Source organism: Flavobacterium sp. W22_SRS_FK3 (assembly GCF_052113665.1).
In the GTDB taxonomy this organism is placed as follows: domain Bacteria; phylum Bacteroidota; class Bacteroidia; order Flavobacteriales; family Flavobacteriaceae; genus Flavobacterium.
Map to the genome: position 1 here is coordinate 107158 of NZ_JBGQOF010000013.1, position 19993 is coordinate 127150.

A 19993-nucleotide genomic window follows, 5' to 3' on the forward strand; every position below is an offset into this window, starting at 1 on the left:
TAGATACGGCAGAGTTTATTAAGAGGTAAATTACATTTTTAAATAAAAATCTTTAGTCAATGCAATATATTCAGAAGTATAAATATGTCTGTCGATTTCTATAATCAATTCATCGATTTCAATATCGCTGTTTTCATGTCGGCTAAAAGCCAATAAACTTCTTTTGATCCCTGAAGTTGGGTTTCCTTTTACACGCGTTATTTTCGTTGGGTATAGTTCTGATTCTTTCGCTAAAGCAATAAATTTTTTTTCTTCTTTGAATGGAATTATAACAGCAAAAATTCCATTTTCAGAAAGTAATAAATCAGCAGCTTCAACTAACTCTTCAAAAGGCATGGCATCCTGAAAACGTGCCAAATCACGTTGTTCGCTTTCTGTTTTATAATCTTCAGAATAAAAAGGAGGATTTGAAACAATCAAATCATATTCATCCTCGGGTTCATCAATAAATTCATCTAAACCGGCATGGAAACAAAACAATCGATCACTCCAGGGAGAATTTTCAAAATTCTCAACGGCTTGTTCATAAGCATCTTCGTCAATTTCTAGCGCATCAATTTGTTCTGCATGAGTTCGCTGGGCCAGCATTAAAGCGATGATTCCGGTTCCTGCACCAATATCTAATATACTAAACGGATTGTGATTTACAGGAGCCCATGCACCCAATAAAACACCGTCTGTTCCGACTTTCATCGCACAGCGATCTTGATTAACAGCAAATTGTTTGAACTGAAACATTTGTAGAAAATTAATGTTTTTTAAATATCAGATGAAAAACTGAATACTAAAAACTGCAAACTGAATACTTTTTTAAAGGTACATTTCAACTAGCCCTTCGGGCAAGTTCATAATGACTTTTTTATTCTCACGATCAATTTTTACAAGGAAATGATCGATCATTGGAATTAACATTTCTACTTCACCGTTTAAAACTTCAAAAAGTGGTTGAGCGGTAGTGTCGTTAACGGCAACAATTTTACCGAAAACACCCAAACGCTGGTCTTCGATTTCAAAACCAATAACTTCGTGGAAATAAAATTTGTTACCGGAAAGTTTTGGTAACATGCTTAGAGGAAGATAAATAGCATTTCCCATAATGGCATCTGCATCTTCTTCGGTGTTCATGTCTTCAAAACGAATTCTAAGAAAATCGTTTTTGTGTAATGAACTTTTTTCAATAAAAAAAGGAACCAGATGTTTATTGCATTCAATAAACACTGATTCCAGATTTTCGTATAACTCAGGTTCGTCTGTGTCTAAATAAGCCAGGACTTCACCTTTGAAACTAAATTTTTTAGCGATTTTACCTAAATAAAAACATTCTTCTTTACGCATTATCGCTACCTAAAATTATGCTTCAGTTGTTTCGTTATTTTCTTCAGCAGCAGGAGCTTCTTCAGTAGATGCTTCTACTTCAGCAACTTCTTCTTCAACTGCAGGAGTTGCAGCAGCGATAGCGTCAGCTTCAGCCTGAGCTGCAGCAGCTAAACGTTTAGCATTAACTTCTTGTTCTGCTTTAAAAGCTTTAGCTTTAGCATCAGCTTGCGCTTTTGTTAAACCGTCTTTTTTAGCGTCAACTTTTCCAGATTTAGCTTCTAACCAGGCAGCTAATTTTGCATCAGCTTGCTCTTGCGTTAAAGCACCTTTACGAATACCTCCATCAAGGTGGTGTTTCAATAAAGCTCCTTTGTATGAAAGGATCGCTCTAGCCGTATCAGTAGGTTGAGCACCATTGTGCAACCATTTTACAGCACTATCAATGTTTAGTTCGATAGTTGCAGGGTTTGTGTTTGGATTGTAAGTACCGATTTTCTCTAAGTATTTACCATCTCTTTTTGAGCGTGCATCTGCAGCTACAACCCAGTAAAAAGGTTTTTGTTTTTTACCGTGTCTTTGTAATCTAATTTTTACTGACATAATCGTATGATTAAATTTTGAGGTACTCGACCTCTGTTAATTAAGGGCGCAAAGATATAATTTATTTCTGAATTGTACGTTCAAAAATATATTAAATCTGAGAGGAATAAAATTTATCAGGTTTTTGTTTTACTGTAAATTATTCTATATGAAAAAATGCATCTATTTATTTTTGGTTTTTTTTTACCATTTTATCTTGTACAGAAGATGTGAAATTCAATAACCCTGCATTTCAAACCATGAAAAATAATGTTTTTTTGGAGGGGGCAAAGTTATCAGGCATATGTAAATACAGACGGATCTATTATTATAGAAGCTACTTTAGGTTTTGAGAAAGTAATTTTGCAAACAGTGTCTTCAAATGAAAAAACGTATGTTCTTGGTCTTGATGATGTTTCGAAAGCATCCTATTCAAATACATTTTTGGAACAGTTTTCTATTTTTTCGACAGACACAAATAAAGGGAATGGGCAAATTATGATTACTGATTTTGATGTTGAAAAGAAAATTATTACCGGAACGTTTAAATTTAACGCCAGAGATTCTGATGAAAGCGATACAGAAAATCCAAGTGTTAGTTTTATAGAAGGTGTTTTTTATAAAGTTCCTGTTTCGTATACTTCGGAGGCTTTTGAATAATATTTTCTTTTGTAAATGATTGATTTTTGCGAATTCTGAGTTTTTAAATCAAAATAAAAACATAAATAAGCTAATATATAGTAGATTAGAGAAAAATAAGACTACATTTGCTATATTATTATAAATAAGTATATATGAACATTTTTGTTGGAAGCCTTCCATTCAGTATTGAGGAAGCAGATTTAAGAGAGTCTTTCGAGGCTTACGGAGCAGTTGATTCAGTTAAGATCATTACTGATAAATTTACTGGAAGAAGTAAAGGATTTGGTTTTGTTGAAATGACAAACGATGATGAAGCTCAAAAAGCAATTGACGAATTGAACGGAGCTACTGTTCAAGGACGTGCAATTGTGGTTAATAAATCTGAACCGAAACCAGAAGGCGAAAGAAGAAGCTTCAACAATAACAGTCGTGGTGGAGATTCACGCGGAGGTTATGGTGGAGGAAACAGCCGTGGTGGAAATGACCGTGGTGGTAGAGGAGGATATTAATATTTTTTTCTAAATATATAAAGGCGTCAATGAAAATTGACGCCTTTTTTTGTTTAAAGTTTTATTTTGTTTTCGGTTTCACCTTTCAACACCCTGAAATTTATACCCAAAACAAAACAAATTATATGTTAGCAGCTAACCAGTCACCTACTTCTTTGGTGCCGTATGCTTTGCCTCCATCTGCTAAATCTTCAGTAACCACTCCGGCTTCTAATGCTTTGTTTACAGCATCTCTCATTGCTTTTCCTTCTTCCACCAATCCGAAGTTTTCGAACATCATAGCAGCAGATAAAACAGTAGCCATTGGGTTAGCGATGTTTAATCCAGTCGCTTGTGGGTAAGAACCGTGAATAGGTTCAAACAAAGATACTTCAGCTCCCATAGAAGCAGAAGGCATTAATCCCATTGAACCAGAAATTACAGAAGCCTCATCCGTTAAAATATCTCCAAATAAATTTTCAGTAATCAATACATCATAAGAGTTTGGCCATTGAACCAAACGCATAGCAACCGCATCAACAAATTCGTAAGAAACCGTAACTTCAGGATAATCTTTTTCCATTGCCTGAACTGTTTCTCTCCATAAACGGGATGTTTCCATAACGTTTGCTTTGTCTACGCAACACAATTTTTTAGAACGTGTCATGGCTAATTCAAAACCCTTTTTAGCTAAACGCTGTACTTCGGCTCTGGTATAAACGCAGTTGTCGAAAGCGGTATCTCCGTTATCTTTTCTTCCTTTTTCACCAAAGTAAATTCCACCTGTTAATTCTCTTAAGAAAACTAAGTCAGTACCTTCGATTCTTTCTCTTTTTAATGGAGATTTATCCAATAAAGACGGGAATGTAAAAGTGGGTCTTACGTTTGCGAACAAGCCTAATGCCTTACGCATTTTTAACAAACCTTGTTCTGGTCTTACCGGAGCAGATGGATCGTTATCGTATTTAGGATGACCAATTGCACCAAAAAGAACCGCATCAGCATTTTTACAAATTTCATGTGTTGCATCAGGATATGGTTCACCTACTGCATCAATTGCGGCAGCTCCGGTTAAAGCTGGTTTCCACGTAATTTCATGTCCAAATTTTTGTGCAATAGCATCTGATACTTTTACTGCCTGATCAATTACTTCTGGTCCGATTCCGTCTCCGGCTAAAAGGGCTATGTTCAATTTCATTTGTTTGATATTATAATTAATTATTTATTTTTAGGTTCAAAGTGGCAAAGCTAATTTAGTTCTTTGTGTCTTTTTATTGTGTAATTACATTCAGCATTTTTTGAGTTGCAATAATGGCAGCAACGGTTTGATCTGAATCCAATCCTCTGGTTTTAAATTCTTTACTGTTATTTACCCAGGTGATAATGGTTTCACATAACGCATCCGAGCTGCTTCCCGGCGGAATTCTCACAGCATAATCAATTAATTTTGGAAGCGTTAATTTTTTGCTTTTATAAATTTTAGTTAATGCATTCATGAAAGCATCAAACTGACCATCGCCCTGAGCATGCTCTTCAATGATTTCACCATCAATTTTTAAACATAAAGTTGTTGATGGACGCATTCCTTTTGAATGTACTAATATATAGGACTCGATTGTAATTTTATCTTCATAGGTATGACTGTCCAAAACATCTGAAATGATATATGGAAGGTCTTCTTTGGTAACGGTTTCTTTTTTATCGCCTAATTCGATGATTCTTTGGGTAACCAATTTCAAATCTTCCTGATTTAATTTTAAACCTAATTCCTGAAGATTTTTTTCAATATTGGCTTTTCCCGAAGTTTTTCCAAGGGCATATTTTCGTTTTCTTCCAAATCGTTCCGGAAGTAAATCATTAAAATATAAATTGTTTTTATTGTCTCCATCAGCATGAATTCCGGCAGTTTGCGTAAATACATTATCGCCTACAATGGGTTTGTTGGCAGGAATTCTATATCCGGTAAACGTTTCTACCAGTTTGCTAACCGTATATAAAGAAGTTTCTTTGATATTGATGCTTACTTCCGGTAAATAATCATTGATTACCGCAACAGTGCTTTCAAGCGGTGCGTTTCCGGCACGTTCTCCCATTCCGTTTACCGTTACGTGTAGCCCTTTTATGCCTGCTTTTATCGCTTCCATAACATTGGCCACGCTTAAATCATAATCATTGTGCGCATGAAAATCAAAATGAATTTGCGGATATTTTGCCGTGATTTTCGATATGAATTCGAAAGTTTTATTCGGAATTAAAACACCTAAAGTATCCGGAAGCAAAACCCTTTTTACAGGCTGAGTCGCCAAGAAATCCAAAAATTGAAAAACATATTCTGGCGAATTTCGCATACCGTTGCTCCAGTCTTCCAGATATATATTGGTTTCAATATCGTTGTCTTTTGCTAAAGCTATAATTTCTGCAATTTCAGAAAAGTGTTGTTCCGGTGTTTTTTTTAGTTGATGTGTCAAATGATTCATCGAACCTTTGGTCAATAAATTTTGCACTTTTGCACCTGCTTTTTTCATCCATGCAATTGAAATCCCTCCATCTACGAAAGAAAGTACTTCAATTCTATTTGTATATCCTTTTTCGGCAGCCCAGGAAGTAATGCCTTTTACGGCTTGAAATTCCCCCTCACTTACACGGGCAGAGGCAATTTCGATTCTATCAATATTTAATTCTTCTAACAACAATTGTGCAATGGTTAATTTTTCTGCAGCAGAAAAAGATACTCCCGAGGTTTGTTCACCATCGCGGAGTGTTGTATCCATTATTTCAATTTTTCTTTTTTCCATTCTAAATATGATATGACTTTTTTTCGATTTGATACTTATCGAATCGAATTATAAAATTGTAAAAAGCAGTTACAAAGTTCAACTTTGAGGTTGAAACTTATGTAACTGCATTTAAGTTGGTTGTGTTTAGTAAGGCAGTTTGTCAGCAAAAGCTACAATATCTTCCTTAATATTTTGTAAATAATCAATGTCGTCAAAACCATTAATCATGTTGTTCTTTTTGTAACCGTTGATAGCAAAAGATTCAGATTGACCTGTTGCTAATAAAGTAATCGTTTGATTTGGTAAGTTGATTTCCAATTCTGTTTTTGGATCAGCTTCAATTGCTTTAAAAATAGTATCGGCAAATTCAGGGCTAACCTGAACTGGCAAAACACCAATGTTCAAACAGTTTCCTTTGAAGATATCAGCAAAGAAACTCGAAACTACAGCTCTGAAACCGTAATCGTAAACTGCCCACGCAGCATGCTCTCTTGAAGATCCTGAACCGAAGTTTTTTCCTCCAACCAGGATTTTTCCGCTATAAGTCGAATTGTTTAAAACGAAATCAGCTTTTGGAGTATCATCTCCGTTATATCTCCAGTCTCTAAAAAGGTTGTCTCCAAAACCTTCACGTTTTGTAGCTTTCAGGAAACGAGCCGGAATAATTTGATCTGTATCTACGTTTTCTATCGGTAGTGGCACTGCACTGCTTGTCAATATATTAAATTTATCGTATGCCATTTTTGTTTTTGCTTTAGGCTGTAGGTTGTAAGCTTTAGGCTTTCCCTACAGGGTATTATTTTTTTTTGCTTTAGGCGGTAAGCTATATGCTGTAAGCCTTTTTTAAGATTCTGTAATAAGCTTAAAGCTTATAGCGAGAATTAGAACAACTCTCTCGGATCAGTCAATTTTCCGGTAACTGCTGCTGCTGCTGCCATAATTGGAGAAGCTAACAAAGTTCTTGAACCAGGACCCTGACGGCCTTCGAAGTTTCTGTTTGATGTACTTACCGCATATTTTCCGGCTGGAACTTTATCATCATTCATTGCTAAACATGCTGAACATCCAGGCTGACGTAATACGAAACCAGCTTCTGTCAAAACATCTAAAATGCCTTCTTCTTTAATCTGAGCTTCAACAACGTGGGAACCCGGAACTAACCAAGCGGTAACATTATCTGCTTTTTTTCTTCCTTTTACAATTTCAGCAAAAGCTCTAAAGTCTTCAATACGTCCGTTTGTACAGCTTCCTAAGAAAACATAATCAATTGGTTTTCCAATCATTACATCATCTTCCTGAAAGCCCATGTAAGCAAGCGATTTTTTATACGTTTCGGCACCGCCTTCAACCTGATTGGCGTTCGGAATATGTTTTGAGATACCAATTCCCATTCCAGGGTTAGTACCATACGTAATCATTGGTTCGATGTCTGCAGCGTTGATGTTCAATTCAGCATCAAAAACAGCATCAGCATCAGTTTTTAAAGTTTTCCAGTATTCAACTGCTTTAGTCCAGGCTTCACCTTTTGGAGCATATAATCTTCCTTCAAGGAAATCAAAAGTAGTCTGGTCAGGAGCAATCATTCCGCCACGAGCACCCATTTCGATACTTAAGTTACAAACGGTCATACGACCTTCCATAGTCATGTTTTCGAAAACGTCTCCGGCGTACTCAACAAAATAACCTGTACCTCCAGAAGTAGTTAATTGTGCAATAATATAAAGTGCAACGTCTTTTGGACCAACACCTTTGCTCAATTGGCCGTTTACGTTGATACGCATCTTCTTTGGTTTTGGCTGCATGATACATTGCGTAGAAAGCACCATTTCAACCTCAGAAGTTCCGATACCAAAAGCAATAGCGCCAAAAGCACCATGAGTAGATGTATGTGAATCTCCACAAACAATAGTAGCACCTGGCAAAGTAATTCCGTTTTCAGGACCAACTACGTGTACAATTCCATTTTTAATGTGACCTAACCCCCAGTGCGAAATTCCATATTCGTTGGCATTGTCTTCAAGTGCTTTAAGCTGGTTTGCAGATAAAGCATCTTCAACTGGTAAATGTTGGTTTATGGTTGGTGTATTGTGATCTGCAGTTGCAAAAGTACGCTCAGGGTATAAAACTGAAACGCCTCTTGCTTTTAATCCTAAAAAAGCAACAGGACTCGTAACTTCGTGAATGAAATGGCGGTCAATAAAAAACACATCTGGTCCATCTTCAATTTTACGCACTACATGTGAATCCCATACTTTGTCAAATAATGTCTTACTCATTTTTTATTTTTTTTTTAATTGTAATTCCTATAATCACAGCAATTCCTGATGATAGCCAAACAAAAGTAAAAAAAGATACAAAGTGGTCAATTTCATTATTTCATTATATACGATACCCAAACTGAAATACAAATTGCGAATTGGCTTTTGCAAGTTCAATGTTGGCAGAATAATGAAATAAAGTCTGCTTTTGTTTTTCTTTTTCAGCTCAAGTTTTGCCTGATTGTTTTTTGTTTTAATAATTTGCAAATTTATCTTAAAACCACTATAAAATATAAATATTTATTTAAAATTATGTAACAAATAGGATAAAAATAGTAATAATTGTTGGTTTTTTATTTTTTTGAAAAAGGTGCTTTTATCGATTATTGACACTTCATAGTAGTTTTTTTAGCCATTATTTAGATTCAATAAAAGGTCCAAATACTACGACATCCAAGAGATGTATTTTTATGAAAATTTATAGGTTTTAAGATAAAAATACATTTGCTTGTAAGGGATTTCTATGAAGTGATTTTGGAAACTAATTAAATGAATTTTTAAATTGCAATGATGTCGGGTTTGTTTTCTTTTTGAAGAGTTTATAGAACGACCGTCAATATTCAAAACCTGATTGATAAGCTATTTCTGTTACCGAAAGGTTGGTGGTAATCAGGGAATCTTTTGATTTTTCAATTAGTTTGATGCAATGAGCATACAAAATTAATAATCTAAGTTGTAAGACCAAAATGAAGTTTAATTTCTCGCTTTTACAAAGGATCTCTAATGAGAATTCTTTTTTATTGAAAAAGACCTGTCTAGTTTCATACTTTTTAAAAACAGTTTTACAGCTTATTTTTTTTAGTTAATTTGCAACAAATTTATTCCTGTTTATTGTGTTTGATATTGTCTCTCTACGAGGCAATTAGTTAAGAGTGTCTGTAATGGGAGGCTTAGTTATGCAGGATTTATAAATTAAAAATATGAATTTATCAAAATGGTACCAATTTATTAAGCCGAACTTTAAGTATTACCAGGACGGTTTTTTTGAGTTTCCCTATTTAGCGAATACACCTGAACTGTTTATTAAGAGTACTATAAAGTCTCCCGGAAGCAAGCATCAAGCTAATGAACAAGTTGTATATCGAAATAATCCGTTTATTAATGGAGAGATGCGCTATCGGAAAATTGATGAGGGGTTGTGGCTTACTATAACGAACATACAATTTAAGCATGATAGTGTAATTAAATCGGTTTATGCAAAAGATATTCCCAGCGAACATTATTCAATCACATTTACCGTTTATGAGAGCGATGTAAAACTTCAAAATGTTTTTATTGATAAAATGCCTTTTCATAATAAATTTTGGGGCTTCAAAAAACCAGGTACAGATGTAGGAGCTTGTTTTTACAAAGGTTCAAAATGCCAATTTTATATTTATTATATCAGTCCGGATTGGATAAAAAAGAATGTTCCTTTTGAAAGACTGGATGATGCCGTTCCTTTTAAAAAGTTTCTGAATTCAGACAAAGGGTTTATATCTTATCAGGATATAGTGCCAGATGGTGAGCGATTATCTCATGAAATTTTGCATACGATTAAAACATTTAATGATGATATTTTTAATCAAACACTTTTAAAAGCGCAAACTTTTAGTCTAATATCGGGTTTTTTTAAAAATGCACTTATCGATTTACGAAAAGAAGAGTATCTAAATAAAGGCGCTATAGATTATAAAAAAATCTCAAGATGTGAGCGTTTAGTTTCTATAAATTTATCCAAACCCTTCATTGGCATAGAGGTGCTTTCTCAAAATTTAAGTATTTCTCCATCAAAACTTAAAATGGATTTCAAATCGGTCTACGGAACATCCATTCTTCAATACAATATTGAGAAAAAAATGGAACTGGCATTGCAGTTACTTCTTAATACGAATATGCAAATTAAATATATTGCTCAGGAAGTAGGTTATGAAAGTCACAGCAAGTTTAGTGCGGCATTCAAAAAAAAATATGGAAAACTTCCTTCTGAATTGCATCCTGACAATACGGATAATTAAACTAGTACTTAAATTTTAAGAACTTTTTTGTATTCGAATTAAAGAAATTCATCTGACTTAAAAAAAATCGGTGTTTGAAGTTTCTGTTTTTTTAAACTGCATCATCTTGACGTACTATACTTACAAACAAATATTTTGCTTCTATAAAAACACTTAAAATGTCCGAATGGGCTATCGATTTGTCCGAATGGGCTACTCGAAATTAGTTGCCGTACCTAATTTTGTTGCCTTAAATAAAGACTCCAAAAACAATCAAGAATAGCGTTTCATTTTTTTGAACGTTGCCTAAACAAATCTGAATACCATGCTTATGAGAAAAATTACTTTGACAATTACCTTATTTTTTCTGTTTTTTGCGCAAGCTGTTCTATCGCAAACAATAAAATATGTAACGGTAAATGGTTCTGGAACTAAAGATGGAAGTTCATGGAGCAATGCTTCTGACAACTTACAGAAAACGATTAGTTTATCTAGCGGGGATACCCAAGTGTGGATAGCTAAAGGTACCTATACTCCTAAAGTTGCTCCAGCGCCTAACGACAATCCGAAGGACAGGAACAATACTTTTGGTTTAAAAAAAGATGTAAAATTATATGGTGGCTTTAGTGGTAGCGAAACAAACATTGCCGAAAGAAACATTACAACAAATGAAACCATTCTTAGTGGAAATTTAGGTGGCGGTATTTATGCACACCATGTTGTGTTTATCCATGCTCTTGAAGAGAATGAGAATTACTACGTAAACGGAGTAACCATTAGTGATGGAAAGTGTGATGTACTTGGATATTATAATGTATCTAAAGAAGTTGGTGGTAATTCTTTTAACGATAATCTTAAAGCTAAATATCCAGATTGGTTTGTTGCAATGGACGAAAGCCCTTACTACCAACTTGCAAGTATAGGTTGGCAACTATTAGGACATAGCGCTTTGCCCGGTGTTGCTTCAGTTCCAGGAGGTGATATTAAAAGAGTGCAGATATCCAATACATCTTACCCACAAAGTAATGGAGGCGGTATCTACAATGTAGGAGGAATTTTAACACTAGAAAATGTAACGTTTAAAAATAATACGGGTATTTTTGGTGCAGCTGTAAGCGTACAAGAAGGTGCTCGCATTACTATTCTCAACTCTACTTTCACTAATAATACAGCAACTAATAATGGAGGTGCAGTTGTCTCCAATGACAGCTATTTAACGATTACAGGAGGAAGTTTTAACAATAATAGCTCGCTTTTAGGGGGTGCTGTTGTTGAGGTCGAAGGAAGATCTTTAAATATAACTGGTGTTTCATTTACTAATAATAAAGCCAATAATAATCAAACTGATATTGGATTCGGAGGAGCTATTTTCATAGAAAAAGTGAGCAATGCAGATTCGGCAACAAGGATCATTGATAATTGTACTTTTAATGGCAACAGTGCAGCAATTGCAGGAGCTATTTATGCAGGTGAAAACATTAGTAATCTTAAAATTACAAATTCTACATTTACTAGTAATAATGCTTTGCTGATAGCAAATAACACACTCGCTGATGGTGGAGGTGCTATTAAACTTCAAAATGTTATAAGTGCCGAAGTAACATCAAATAAGTTTATTAATAATTCTGCTTCAAAGGGTATGGGAGGAGCATGCGTATTATATGATACAAATGGCGTTACATTTTCGGGAAACACATTTTCGGGAAACACATCTTTGTTAGGAGGTGCTTTGTGTTTACTTAAAAACAGGAATAGTACAACCATAAGTGGAAATACATTTAATGGAAATAGTGTTACAGACACAAGTGTTTTTTCTGCTTCTGGATATGGTGGCGCTTTAGTGTCTAGCAGTGATAATAATGTTAAAATATCAGAAAATACATTTACGGAAAATACCGCTACTAAACAAGGGGGAGGAATTTATTTCGAAACGAGTACCGTTAATTCTATTATTAACAAGAATAATTTCAACACCAATAGTTCTCTGAAATTTGGAGGAGCAATATTTGCTACTTCGAATAGCGCAGCTATTGCGGGTCAGTTAAGTCTAAACGAAAACACATTCGATAAAAACAGTTCTGTTGAAAGAGGAGGGGGTGTTTTTTTAATTAACGCACTTACAGCGAATGTAAATAATAATATATTTACAGGAAATAAGGCTTATATAGGTGCTGTTGTAGATATTGAAAGTTCTGCAAAAACCAATTTTTTTAATAATACTATTAGGGCTAATGTTGGGACTACAAATAGTTCCGGACAATCGAGTGGAATCGTTTCCACATTGGGAGGAGTTAGTAAAATATATAATAATACTTTTACAGGAAACGAAGGCTTTACGGCTTTGTTTTATGATAATGCAACTGTCGATTTTGTAAATAACACTGTTTGGAATGAAAAATCAAATTTTGGTATTTATATGTTTAGTAAAAACATTAAACTTTACAATAATATTTTAGAAGATGTTGGCGGGCCAAGTACTTCGGCCGATGTTCAAAACAATTCTTTTAGATATACTAATAATTATGTTGGTAATAAGAGCAATGTTCTTGAAACGAACTTGTATTTTGCGGATGAAGCAAATAATAATTTTAATCTCACAGGTTGCAGCCCCCTATTAAATAAAGGAAATAGTTCATTGTATTTGAGTGAATATTCGAGCAAGGATATTGCGGGAAGTGCCAGAAAAGTTGATGCTATTGATATTGGTGCTTATGAAAACGTATTAGGCGTTTCTGGTAAATTAAAACCAACGGTTGTTTCACCACAAGCTTTTTGTAATCAAGCCATCGTAAATGATTTAAAAGCAACAGGTTCAACTATTAAATGGTACAGTCAGGCTTTAGGAGGAAGCCCATTAGCTAGTAATACAACTTTAATTTCTGGAACGACTTATTATGCTAGTCAAACCGTTAATGGTTGTGAGAGCGAGCGAGCAAGTGTTGCTGTATCTATAAGTTCCACAGAGGCACCAACTGCACAATCGCCTCAAAATTTTATTATTGGTCAACAAGGCGCTAAGATTGTGGTAAATGGTAGTAATTTAAAATGGTATTCACAAGAAGTAGGTGGTACAGCATCAACAGTATTTCCTTCTTTAAATATGTCTTCCGAAAATTCTGCTACCTATTGGGTTAGCCAAACCAATGCTAATAATTGTGAAAGTACCAGGACTAAAATAGTTGTTAATGTAACAAAAATACCCCTTACAGTTAAAGCTATTGATAAAACAAAGTTATTTGATGGTAGTGTTTATGGAAATAATAATTATACCATAACTTATTCTGGTTTTGAGTCTGGCGATAATGAATTAAATAGCATCTCAGGTTCTCTTGCATTTTCAGGTGATGCTACAACTGCAACTGAACCAGGTGTATATAAAGTTATTCCGCAAGGTATTTCTTCTAGCAAATACACCGTTTTGTACGAAGAAGGAACTTTAGAAATAAAATCGAATTTAAATTTAACAGATAATATTTTATATGTAAAACAAGGTGTAAATGGAGATGGTTCTTCGTGGAGTAGTCCTTTAAGTAATTTAGAGGTTGCTTTGACAAGAGCTGCTAATATTAACTCTGTTCATACAAATGATACTGACCCTAAAAAAGTCAAAAAAATATATGTAGCTAAAGGAACCTATCAGTTAGCTTCAGGCAAATCATATATAATGCCTAAAAATATAGAAATATATGGTGGATTTGACCCGGATAATGGGGTTACAAACTTAACACATCAACGCATAACAGATAATTTAAATAACGGAAGTATTTTGAGGGGTAGTAATGCCCCAGTTATTAAAAATGATGACAACGGTTTAACTAGTACTGCTGTTTTAAATGGTTTCACGATTACAAACGGTAATACAAATAACGGAGGTGGTATATATAATAAAAAAGTATCTCCAAAATTTGAAAACTGTATCATAAAAACAAATAATGCGACTGCAAATGGAGGCGCTGTATATAATGAAAATGCCAATACAATGTGGGTTAACTGCTTGATGGTTAGTAATACAGCGCCTAAAGGAGCATCTATTTACAACGATGCATCGTTACCTACCCTATTGAATACCACTATAGCTGATAACACAGGTACACAAGGAGCAACATTGTATAATGCAAATGGTTCTACTCCAAGAATTGTAAATACAGTTAGTGTAAAAAACAGTTCTGACATTTTTAATGATGCTAGCAATGCTAATTATGAAAATAGTATAATACAAGGCGTAAACAGTATAACTCAAACCACTAGTGTTTTTGATGCGAATTATGCGTTGTTAACTACTAGCCTTGCTCTAAATACTGGTAAAAATAATCCAGTGGGAATTGTTTTACCAGCCAAAGATTTAAAAGGAAAATCTCGTATTATTGATGCTACTGTTGATATGGGTGTTTTTGAAAGAAATAAAACCCAAACAATAACAGCTAGTGATATTACAAAAAAATATGGGGATGAGCCATTTACACATGGTACTGCATCAAGCGGATTACCACTGGAGTATGTTTCTTCTAGTAATACTGCAATTGCTAAAATAGAAGAGGGTAAAATTAAAGTAATAGGTGTTGGTACTGCTACTATTACAGTAACTCAATCTGGAAATAGTAATGAATACGATGCTGCTACTACTACCTTCACAGTAACCGTAGGCAAAAGAGCATTAACTGTTAGTGCAGATAATAAAGTTAAAGTTCAAGATAATTCTGTATTTACAGGATTCACTGTATCTTATTCTGGGTTTGTTTTTAACGATACACCAGATAATAGTTTAAGTGGAAATGTAGCATATAGCGGTACATCCACAACTGCTACTGCTGTAGGTGATGCTTATGCGATAATTCCATCTGGATACACTTCTTCTAAATATGAAATTAGCTATACTAATGGTAACTTAACTATTGTACCTGATATTACTTTAGTTGATGGTACCCTATACGTTAAAAAAGGCGCTACAGGTAATGGAAGTTCTTGGGCCAATGCATTAGGAGAAGTTAGGGATGCACTAGATATAGCAAGAATAATTAATTCAACTGGAACTAAAGCAACAAAAATATTTGTATCTGTTGGGCAGTATAACTCTAATAGTGGGCAAAGTTTCAAAATGCTTAAGGGTGTTAATATGTATGGTGGTTTTGACCCTGACAATGGCATTACCGCACTTACTCACAAAAGAAAATTTACCCAGAGTATTCTTTCTCAAGGAGCTAGGGAAAATAGGGTAATTACCAATGACAATAATGGACTAACTAATGCTGATATTATTGATGGATTTACAATTGGAGGCTCTGGTGTTAATCAATCAAGTCAAGGTGGAGGAATTTATAATAAAAATAGTTCTCCCAGTATTGTAAACTGTATCATTAAAGATAACTCATTGTTTCCTTACCCTTATTATACATTCACCACATATGGTGGCGGTATATATAACGATAACAGTAGCCCTGTGCTTATAAATTGTATCATTACAAATAATAAAGTAGGAGTTGACGGAAACTTATATTTAGACTCCCAATACTATGGATATGGATCGGCAATGTATAACGCTAATAACAGTAAACCAAAATTATATAACTGTACAATTACAGAAAATAAATCCATATCTGGAAATAATGGAGATGCTCCCGCTATTGTTAATGACGCAAGCTCTACAACCTCATTGTATAACTCTATATATATGAATAATAACAAGGGGGTTTCTAGCGGAATAACATCATACAATAGTATTGTCCAAAAAGATGATAATATAACAGAAGGACTTTATAATAATTCTGCAACTGTCACTTTGGATGCCATTTTTAAAACAAATACTACAGCGCTAAAAGAAGATAGTTTTGCAAAAGATAAAGGGAATAATAGCTATTATTCTTTTAATAGCCTTTCAACGTATGATATTAATGGGTATACTCGTTTGACTGCAACTATTGATGTTGGAGCAGAAGAGTTACGCGCACCTCAAACTATTACAGCTACAGACTTAACGAAAACGTATGGAGAAGTAGATTTTATCCATCCATCGGCAGCAGTATCTAGCAGCTTACCATTAACTTACACCAAAAGTAGTAACCTTACTATTGCTACTATTAAAGACGGTAATATTCACATACTAAATCCGGGTACAACTACTATTACGATTACCCAAGTTGGTAACCAAGCCTATGCTCCGTCTGAAAAGACTTTTGTTTTAACTGTAGCGAAAGCAACGTTAATTGTAAAAGCAACCGACAAGACAAAATCTTTCAATAATTTACCATTACCAAATGGAGATTATGGTGTAAGCTACACCGGTTTTGTTAACGGTGATGATAGTTCTAAGCTTACAGGAACATTACAATATTCAGGTAGTGCCGTAGGTAAAACAGATATAGGTTTTTATACCGATGGAATAATACCAAGTGGTTTATCTTCCAATTATTATAGTTTTGTCTATCAAAACGGAACTTTAAAAATACAGCCAAATACTACATTAACAAACAACACACTATATGTAAAACAAGGTAGTGTTGGAGGTGATGGATCTTCATGGCAATTAGCGCTAAACGATTTGTCATTAGCTTTGCGATATGCCACCATTCTTAATAACGTAACACCAAACACAGTAAATAAAATTTATGTCGCTAAAGGTACTTATACACCAAAATACAGTGCTAGAGATAATTCTAACTTTATTGATGAAGGAAGAGATAATAGCTTTTTATTATTAGATGGCGTAAAACTATATGGAGGTTTTGATGGAAATATTGCGAATGAAAGTATAATAGACCGAGATATTCAAGAGAATAAAACAATTTTGGATGGCAATTCTATAATCAATCACATTATTACCGTTTCTAATGCAGCAGGCAATAACGAAATAGATGGTTTTACTATATCAAAAGGTACGGCAGCAAGTGCAGCACATGGCACAGAAGGAAATGTAACAGTAAATGGAAAGTCTATTACCAGGGAATATGGCGGTGGTATACGTGTACACAGTTCCAATATTACTATAAAAAACTGTGTAATTTCAGAAAACTCTTCAGGTGTTCGAGCTGGGGGTATTTATATTACAGATCAATCTAATGTTTCCATATATAATACACTTTTTTACGGCAATTCAGCTTATCACTATGGAGGAAATGGTTCATCAGTTGTATTAGATAACGCCAATGCAAAAATCGTTAATGTTACTTTTGGAGATGTTGGTTCTGGAGATGGTACAGCTTATGCATCTCATATCGTTACTTCTGGAGTATCTAATTTAGAAGTATTTAACGCTGTCTTTAGAGATAATGTATATAACAAAGATATTATTAGAACTGCAGGGACAGTTACAATTACAAACTCTTTGCTGTCTAAAGCTGAATCTCAATACAGCTCCATGACATTAGCTAATAATAGCTATGCACTAGCTGCTGATTTTATGGATGTAAATGCAAATAACTTTGCTTTAAAAGCAACATCCGCAGCTGTTGATAAAGGAAATAACACGCTTTATAACTCAGCTATTGCAGGAAATAAAGATATTGCAAACACCAGTCGTATTCTAAACTCTAAAATAGATATGGGTTGTTATGAGTCAAAACTAGTACAAACGATTACTGCTAGTGATATAACTAAAAAATATACAGATGCCGACTTTGTAACAGGAAATGCATCAAGTGGCCTATTGCCGCTTACCTATACTAGTGATAATAATACGGTAGCTTACATAACAAAAGATAATAAAATTGATATCGTAGGGGTTGGGCAAGCTACAATAACGGTTACTCAAAATGGAGATGAAATCTATGCTTCTACATCTAAAAGCTTTATTCTTACAGTTAACAAAGCAGATATTTCTGCCACTTTAAACCCAGAAGTATACACTTATGATGGTTCTGAAAAATATCTGAATATCGAAGGTTTACCAACAGGAGCTAGTGTGTCTTATGAAGATAACGGACAAATAAATGCAGGAGAATACGTTGTTAAAGCAAATATTAGCGGAGGCCAATATTATAATGATAGTACAGTGTCTAATACACTTAAAATTAATAAAACAGAGCTGACAGGCATTACATTTACTGCAAACACGTTTATTTATGACGGTTTTGATAAACACCCTGAAGTATCGGGAACTTTACCTGAGGGCGTAACTGTGGTTTACTCAAACACCCAGAAGAATGCTGGCGTTTATAACGATGTAAAAGCGACCCTTTCGGGTTCTAATTACAACACGCTTGTATTAACTACTTCTATGACTATTAATAAAGGGGATCTTTCTAATGCCATATTTTTATTAGAAAAAGAAGAAGTGTATGATGGTACTCCTAAAAAGTTATCGCTTGATGGAATACTTCCTGATGGAGTTACACCAACTTATACAAATAATGATAATATCAATGTTGGCTCGTATGATGTTACAGTTAATATTGATGGAGGTGTAAATTATAATAACAAACAGCTTATTGCCAAACTAATAATTTTAAAAGGAAATTTAGCTGCCGATGTAGTTTTAACACCCAAAACCTACATTTATGACGGAACCGGAAAATCATTAACTATTGATGGTATTCTTCCTGATCAGGTAACTGTAAGCTATACTAATAATAATAAAGTAGACGTGGGTAGCTATAAAGTGTATGCTACTTTAAGCAAACCAAATTATAACGATCAAATAGTAGAAGCCAATTTAATTATAGACCCAAAATCCTTAAATGTTATAGTGCAAGGCGAAATATCAAAAGTTTATAATGCGAATACTATTGTAGCATTAAATGCGAATAATTTTGCTCTGGAAGGGGTTGTAGATGGCGAGGATGTAATCTTAAACAATCCTGTCGCTGGTGAGTTAAATAATAAAAATGCAGGAGAGAATAAAGCAGTTACCATTAATGCTTTAAGATTATCTGGAGCAGATTCTAAAAACTACATATTGAGCGCTGCCTCTTTAATAGCTAATATAGCTAAAGTGGAACCTAAAGAATTAGATGTTTCATTAAAAGGAAACGTTACCAAAATTTTTGATGCAACAACTAAAGCAGTTTTATCAGATGAAAATTATGATCTTAAGGGAATTTTAGAAAATGATATAGTAACTTTAAACAACCCATCCTTAGGAGAATATGACACGAAAGACGTCGGAATAAATAAAACTATAACGGTTAGTAACTTGTCAGTTAGTGGAGATGATGCTTTAAATTATGTTTTAAATTCTCAAACAACGTCGGGTGAAATAGGTGAAATTACAGTGAAAGCAATCACAGTAACTGCTGATGCTAAAACAAAAGTGTATGGCGCAGCAGATCCTGTTTTAACCTACTCGGTTGTACCAGGTTTAGAAACTGGAGATACTTTTGCAGGTTCTTTGTCCAGAGCAACTGGAAACAGCGTTGGAACGTATGCTATTGCAAGCAGTTTGAATAATACCAACTACGCTATAACGTATACGCCAGCAGATTTTACAATTACAGCTAAGGCAATTACTGTAACCGCTGATGCAAAGACAAAAGTGTATGGCACAGCAGATCCTGTCTTGACGTATTCGGTTGTACCAGGTTTAGAAACTGGAGATACTTTTACAGGTTCTTTGTCCAGAGCAACTGGAAACAGCGTTGGAACGTATGCTATTGCAAGCAGTTTGAATAATACCAACTACGCTATAACGTATACGCCAGCAGATTTTACAATTACAGCTAAAGCAATCACAGTAACCGCAGATGCAAAAACAAAAGTGTATGGCACAGCAGATCCTGTCTTGACGTATTCGGTTTTACCAGGTTTAGAAACTGGAGATACTTTTGCAGGTTCTTTGTCCAGAGCAACTGGTAACAGCGTTGGAAAGTATGCTATTGCAAGCAGTTTAAATAATACCAACTACGCTATAACGTATGCGCCAGCAGATTTTACAATTACAGCTAAGGCAATTACTGTAACCGCAGATG

The 19993-nt window shown here is 34.5% G+C and carries 11 protein-coding genes; 4 read left to right on the forward strand and 7 right to left on the reverse strand.

What is annotated here, in order from left to right; translation table 11 throughout:
• Positions 1-30: 30 nt before the first annotated feature.
• The 3 genes from ACEN2I_RS14100 to ACEN2I_RS14110 form a co-directional block, all read right to left on the reverse strand.
• A complete protein-coding gene (locus ACEN2I_RS14100; RefSeq protein ID WP_441766736.1) occupies positions 31-738 on the reverse strand; it encodes a tRNA1(Val) (adenine(37)-N6)-methyltransferase in 708 nt (235 codons plus the stop codon).
• 72 nt (positions 739-810) lie between these two features.
• Positions 811-1335: a ribosome maturation factor RimM gene (gene rimM / locus ACEN2I_RS14105; RefSeq protein WP_115844181.1), complete on the reverse strand. Its 525-nt coding sequence runs from the start codon at positions 1333-1335 to the stop codon at positions 811-813.
• 15 nt (positions 1336-1350) lie between these two features.
• Entirely contained in the window at positions 1351-1917 is a 567-nt protein-coding gene (locus ACEN2I_RS14110) for a 30S ribosomal protein S16 (protein ID WP_441766737.1), read from the reverse strand.
• 249 nt (positions 1918-2166) lie between these two features.
• On the opposite strand from ACEN2I_RS14110, the gene ACEN2I_RS14115 reads away from it, so the two are divergent.
• Both ACEN2I_RS14115 and ACEN2I_RS14120 read left to right on the forward strand, forming a co-directional pair.
• Entirely contained in the window at positions 2167-2556 is a 390-nt protein-coding gene (locus tag ACEN2I_RS14115; protein ID WP_441766738.1) for a DUF6252 family protein, read from the forward strand.
• A gap of 134 nt (positions 2557-2690) precedes the next feature.
• Positions 2691-3047, forward strand: coding sequence for an RNA recognition motif domain-containing protein (locus tag ACEN2I_RS14120; RefSeq protein ID WP_441766739.1), 357 nt, complete (start codon positions 2691-2693; stop codon positions 3045-3047).
• A gap of 121 nt (positions 3048-3168) precedes the next feature.
• Here ACEN2I_RS14120 and leuB read toward each other — a convergent pair whose 3' ends face one another.
• From leuB to leuC, 4 genes are all read right to left on the reverse strand, one after another.
• Positions 3169-4224, reverse strand: coding sequence for a 3-isopropylmalate dehydrogenase (leuB, locus tag ACEN2I_RS14125; RefSeq protein ID WP_441766740.1), 1056 nt, complete (start codon positions 4222-4224; stop codon positions 3169-3171).
• A 73-nt stretch (positions 4225-4297) separates the two neighbouring features.
• Positions 4298-5821 (reverse strand): alpha-isopropylmalate synthase regulatory domain-containing protein, encoded by a 1524-nt coding sequence (locus ACEN2I_RS14130; protein WP_441766741.1) that lies wholly within the window; start codon positions 5819-5821, stop codon positions 4298-4300.
• A 126-nt stretch (positions 5822-5947) separates the two neighbouring features.
• Positions 5948-6544 carry a 3-isopropylmalate dehydratase small subunit gene (leuD, locus tag ACEN2I_RS14135; protein WP_441766742.1) on the reverse strand — a complete coding sequence of 199 codons (597 nt, stop codon included), beginning with the start codon at positions 6542-6544 and terminating at the stop codon, positions 5948-5950.
• 140 nt (positions 6545-6684) lie between these two features.
• Entirely contained in the window at positions 6685-8079 is a 1395-nt protein-coding gene (gene leuC, locus ACEN2I_RS14140; RefSeq protein WP_441766743.1) for a 3-isopropylmalate dehydratase large subunit, read from the reverse strand.
• A gap of 962 nt (positions 8080-9041) precedes the next feature.
• Here leuC and ACEN2I_RS14145 point away from each other — a divergent pair.
• Together ACEN2I_RS14145 and ACEN2I_RS14150 are read left to right on the forward strand one after the other, a co-directional pair.
• Positions 9042-10118, forward strand: a complete 1077-nt coding sequence (locus ACEN2I_RS14145; RefSeq protein WP_441766744.1) for a helix-turn-helix domain-containing protein — start codon at positions 9042-9044, stop codon at positions 10116-10118.
• 310 nt (positions 10119-10428) lie between these two features.
• Positions 10429-19993: MBG domain-containing protein (locus ACEN2I_RS14150; RefSeq protein WP_441766745.1), on the forward strand; the 9565-nt coding region annotated here is incomplete at its 3' end.

Excerpts from the sequence above, each read along its gene's own strand:
- ACEN2I_RS14100 (WP_441766736.1), bottom strand. The coding sequence starts at position 738 with ATGTTTCAGTTCAAACAATTTGCTGTTAATCAAGATCGCTGTGCGATG.
- rimM (WP_115844181.1), bottom strand. The coding sequence starts at position 1,335 with ATGCGTAAAGAAGAATGTTTTTATTTAGGTAAAATCGCTAAAAAATTT.
- ACEN2I_RS14110 (WP_441766737.1), bottom strand. The coding sequence starts at position 1,917 with ATGTCAGTAAAAATTAGATTACAAAGACACGGTAAAAAACAAAAACCT.
- ACEN2I_RS14115 (WP_441766738.1), top strand. The coding sequence starts at position 2,167 with ATGTTTTTTTGGAGGGGGCAAAGTTATCAGGCATATGTAAATACAGAC.
- ACEN2I_RS14120 (WP_441766739.1), top strand. The coding sequence starts at position 2,691 with ATGAACATTTTTGTTGGAAGCCTTCCATTCAGTATTGAGGAAGCAGAT.
- leuB (WP_441766740.1), bottom strand. The coding sequence starts at position 4,224 with ATGAAATTGAACATAGCCCTTTTAGCCGGAGACGGAATCGGACCAGAA.
- ACEN2I_RS14130 (WP_441766741.1), bottom strand. The coding sequence starts at position 5,821 with ATGGAAAAAAGAAAAATTGAAATAATGGATACAACACTCCGCGATGGT.
- leuD (WP_441766742.1), bottom strand. The coding sequence starts at position 6,544 with ATGGCATACGATAAATTTAATATATTGACAAGCAGTGCAGTGCCACTA.
- leuC (WP_441766743.1), bottom strand. The coding sequence starts at position 8,079 with ATGAGTAAGACATTATTTGACAAAGTATGGGATTCACATGTAGTGCGT.
- ACEN2I_RS14145 (WP_441766744.1), top strand. The coding sequence starts at position 9,042 with ATGAATTTATCAAAATGGTACCAATTTATTAAGCCGAACTTTAAGTAT.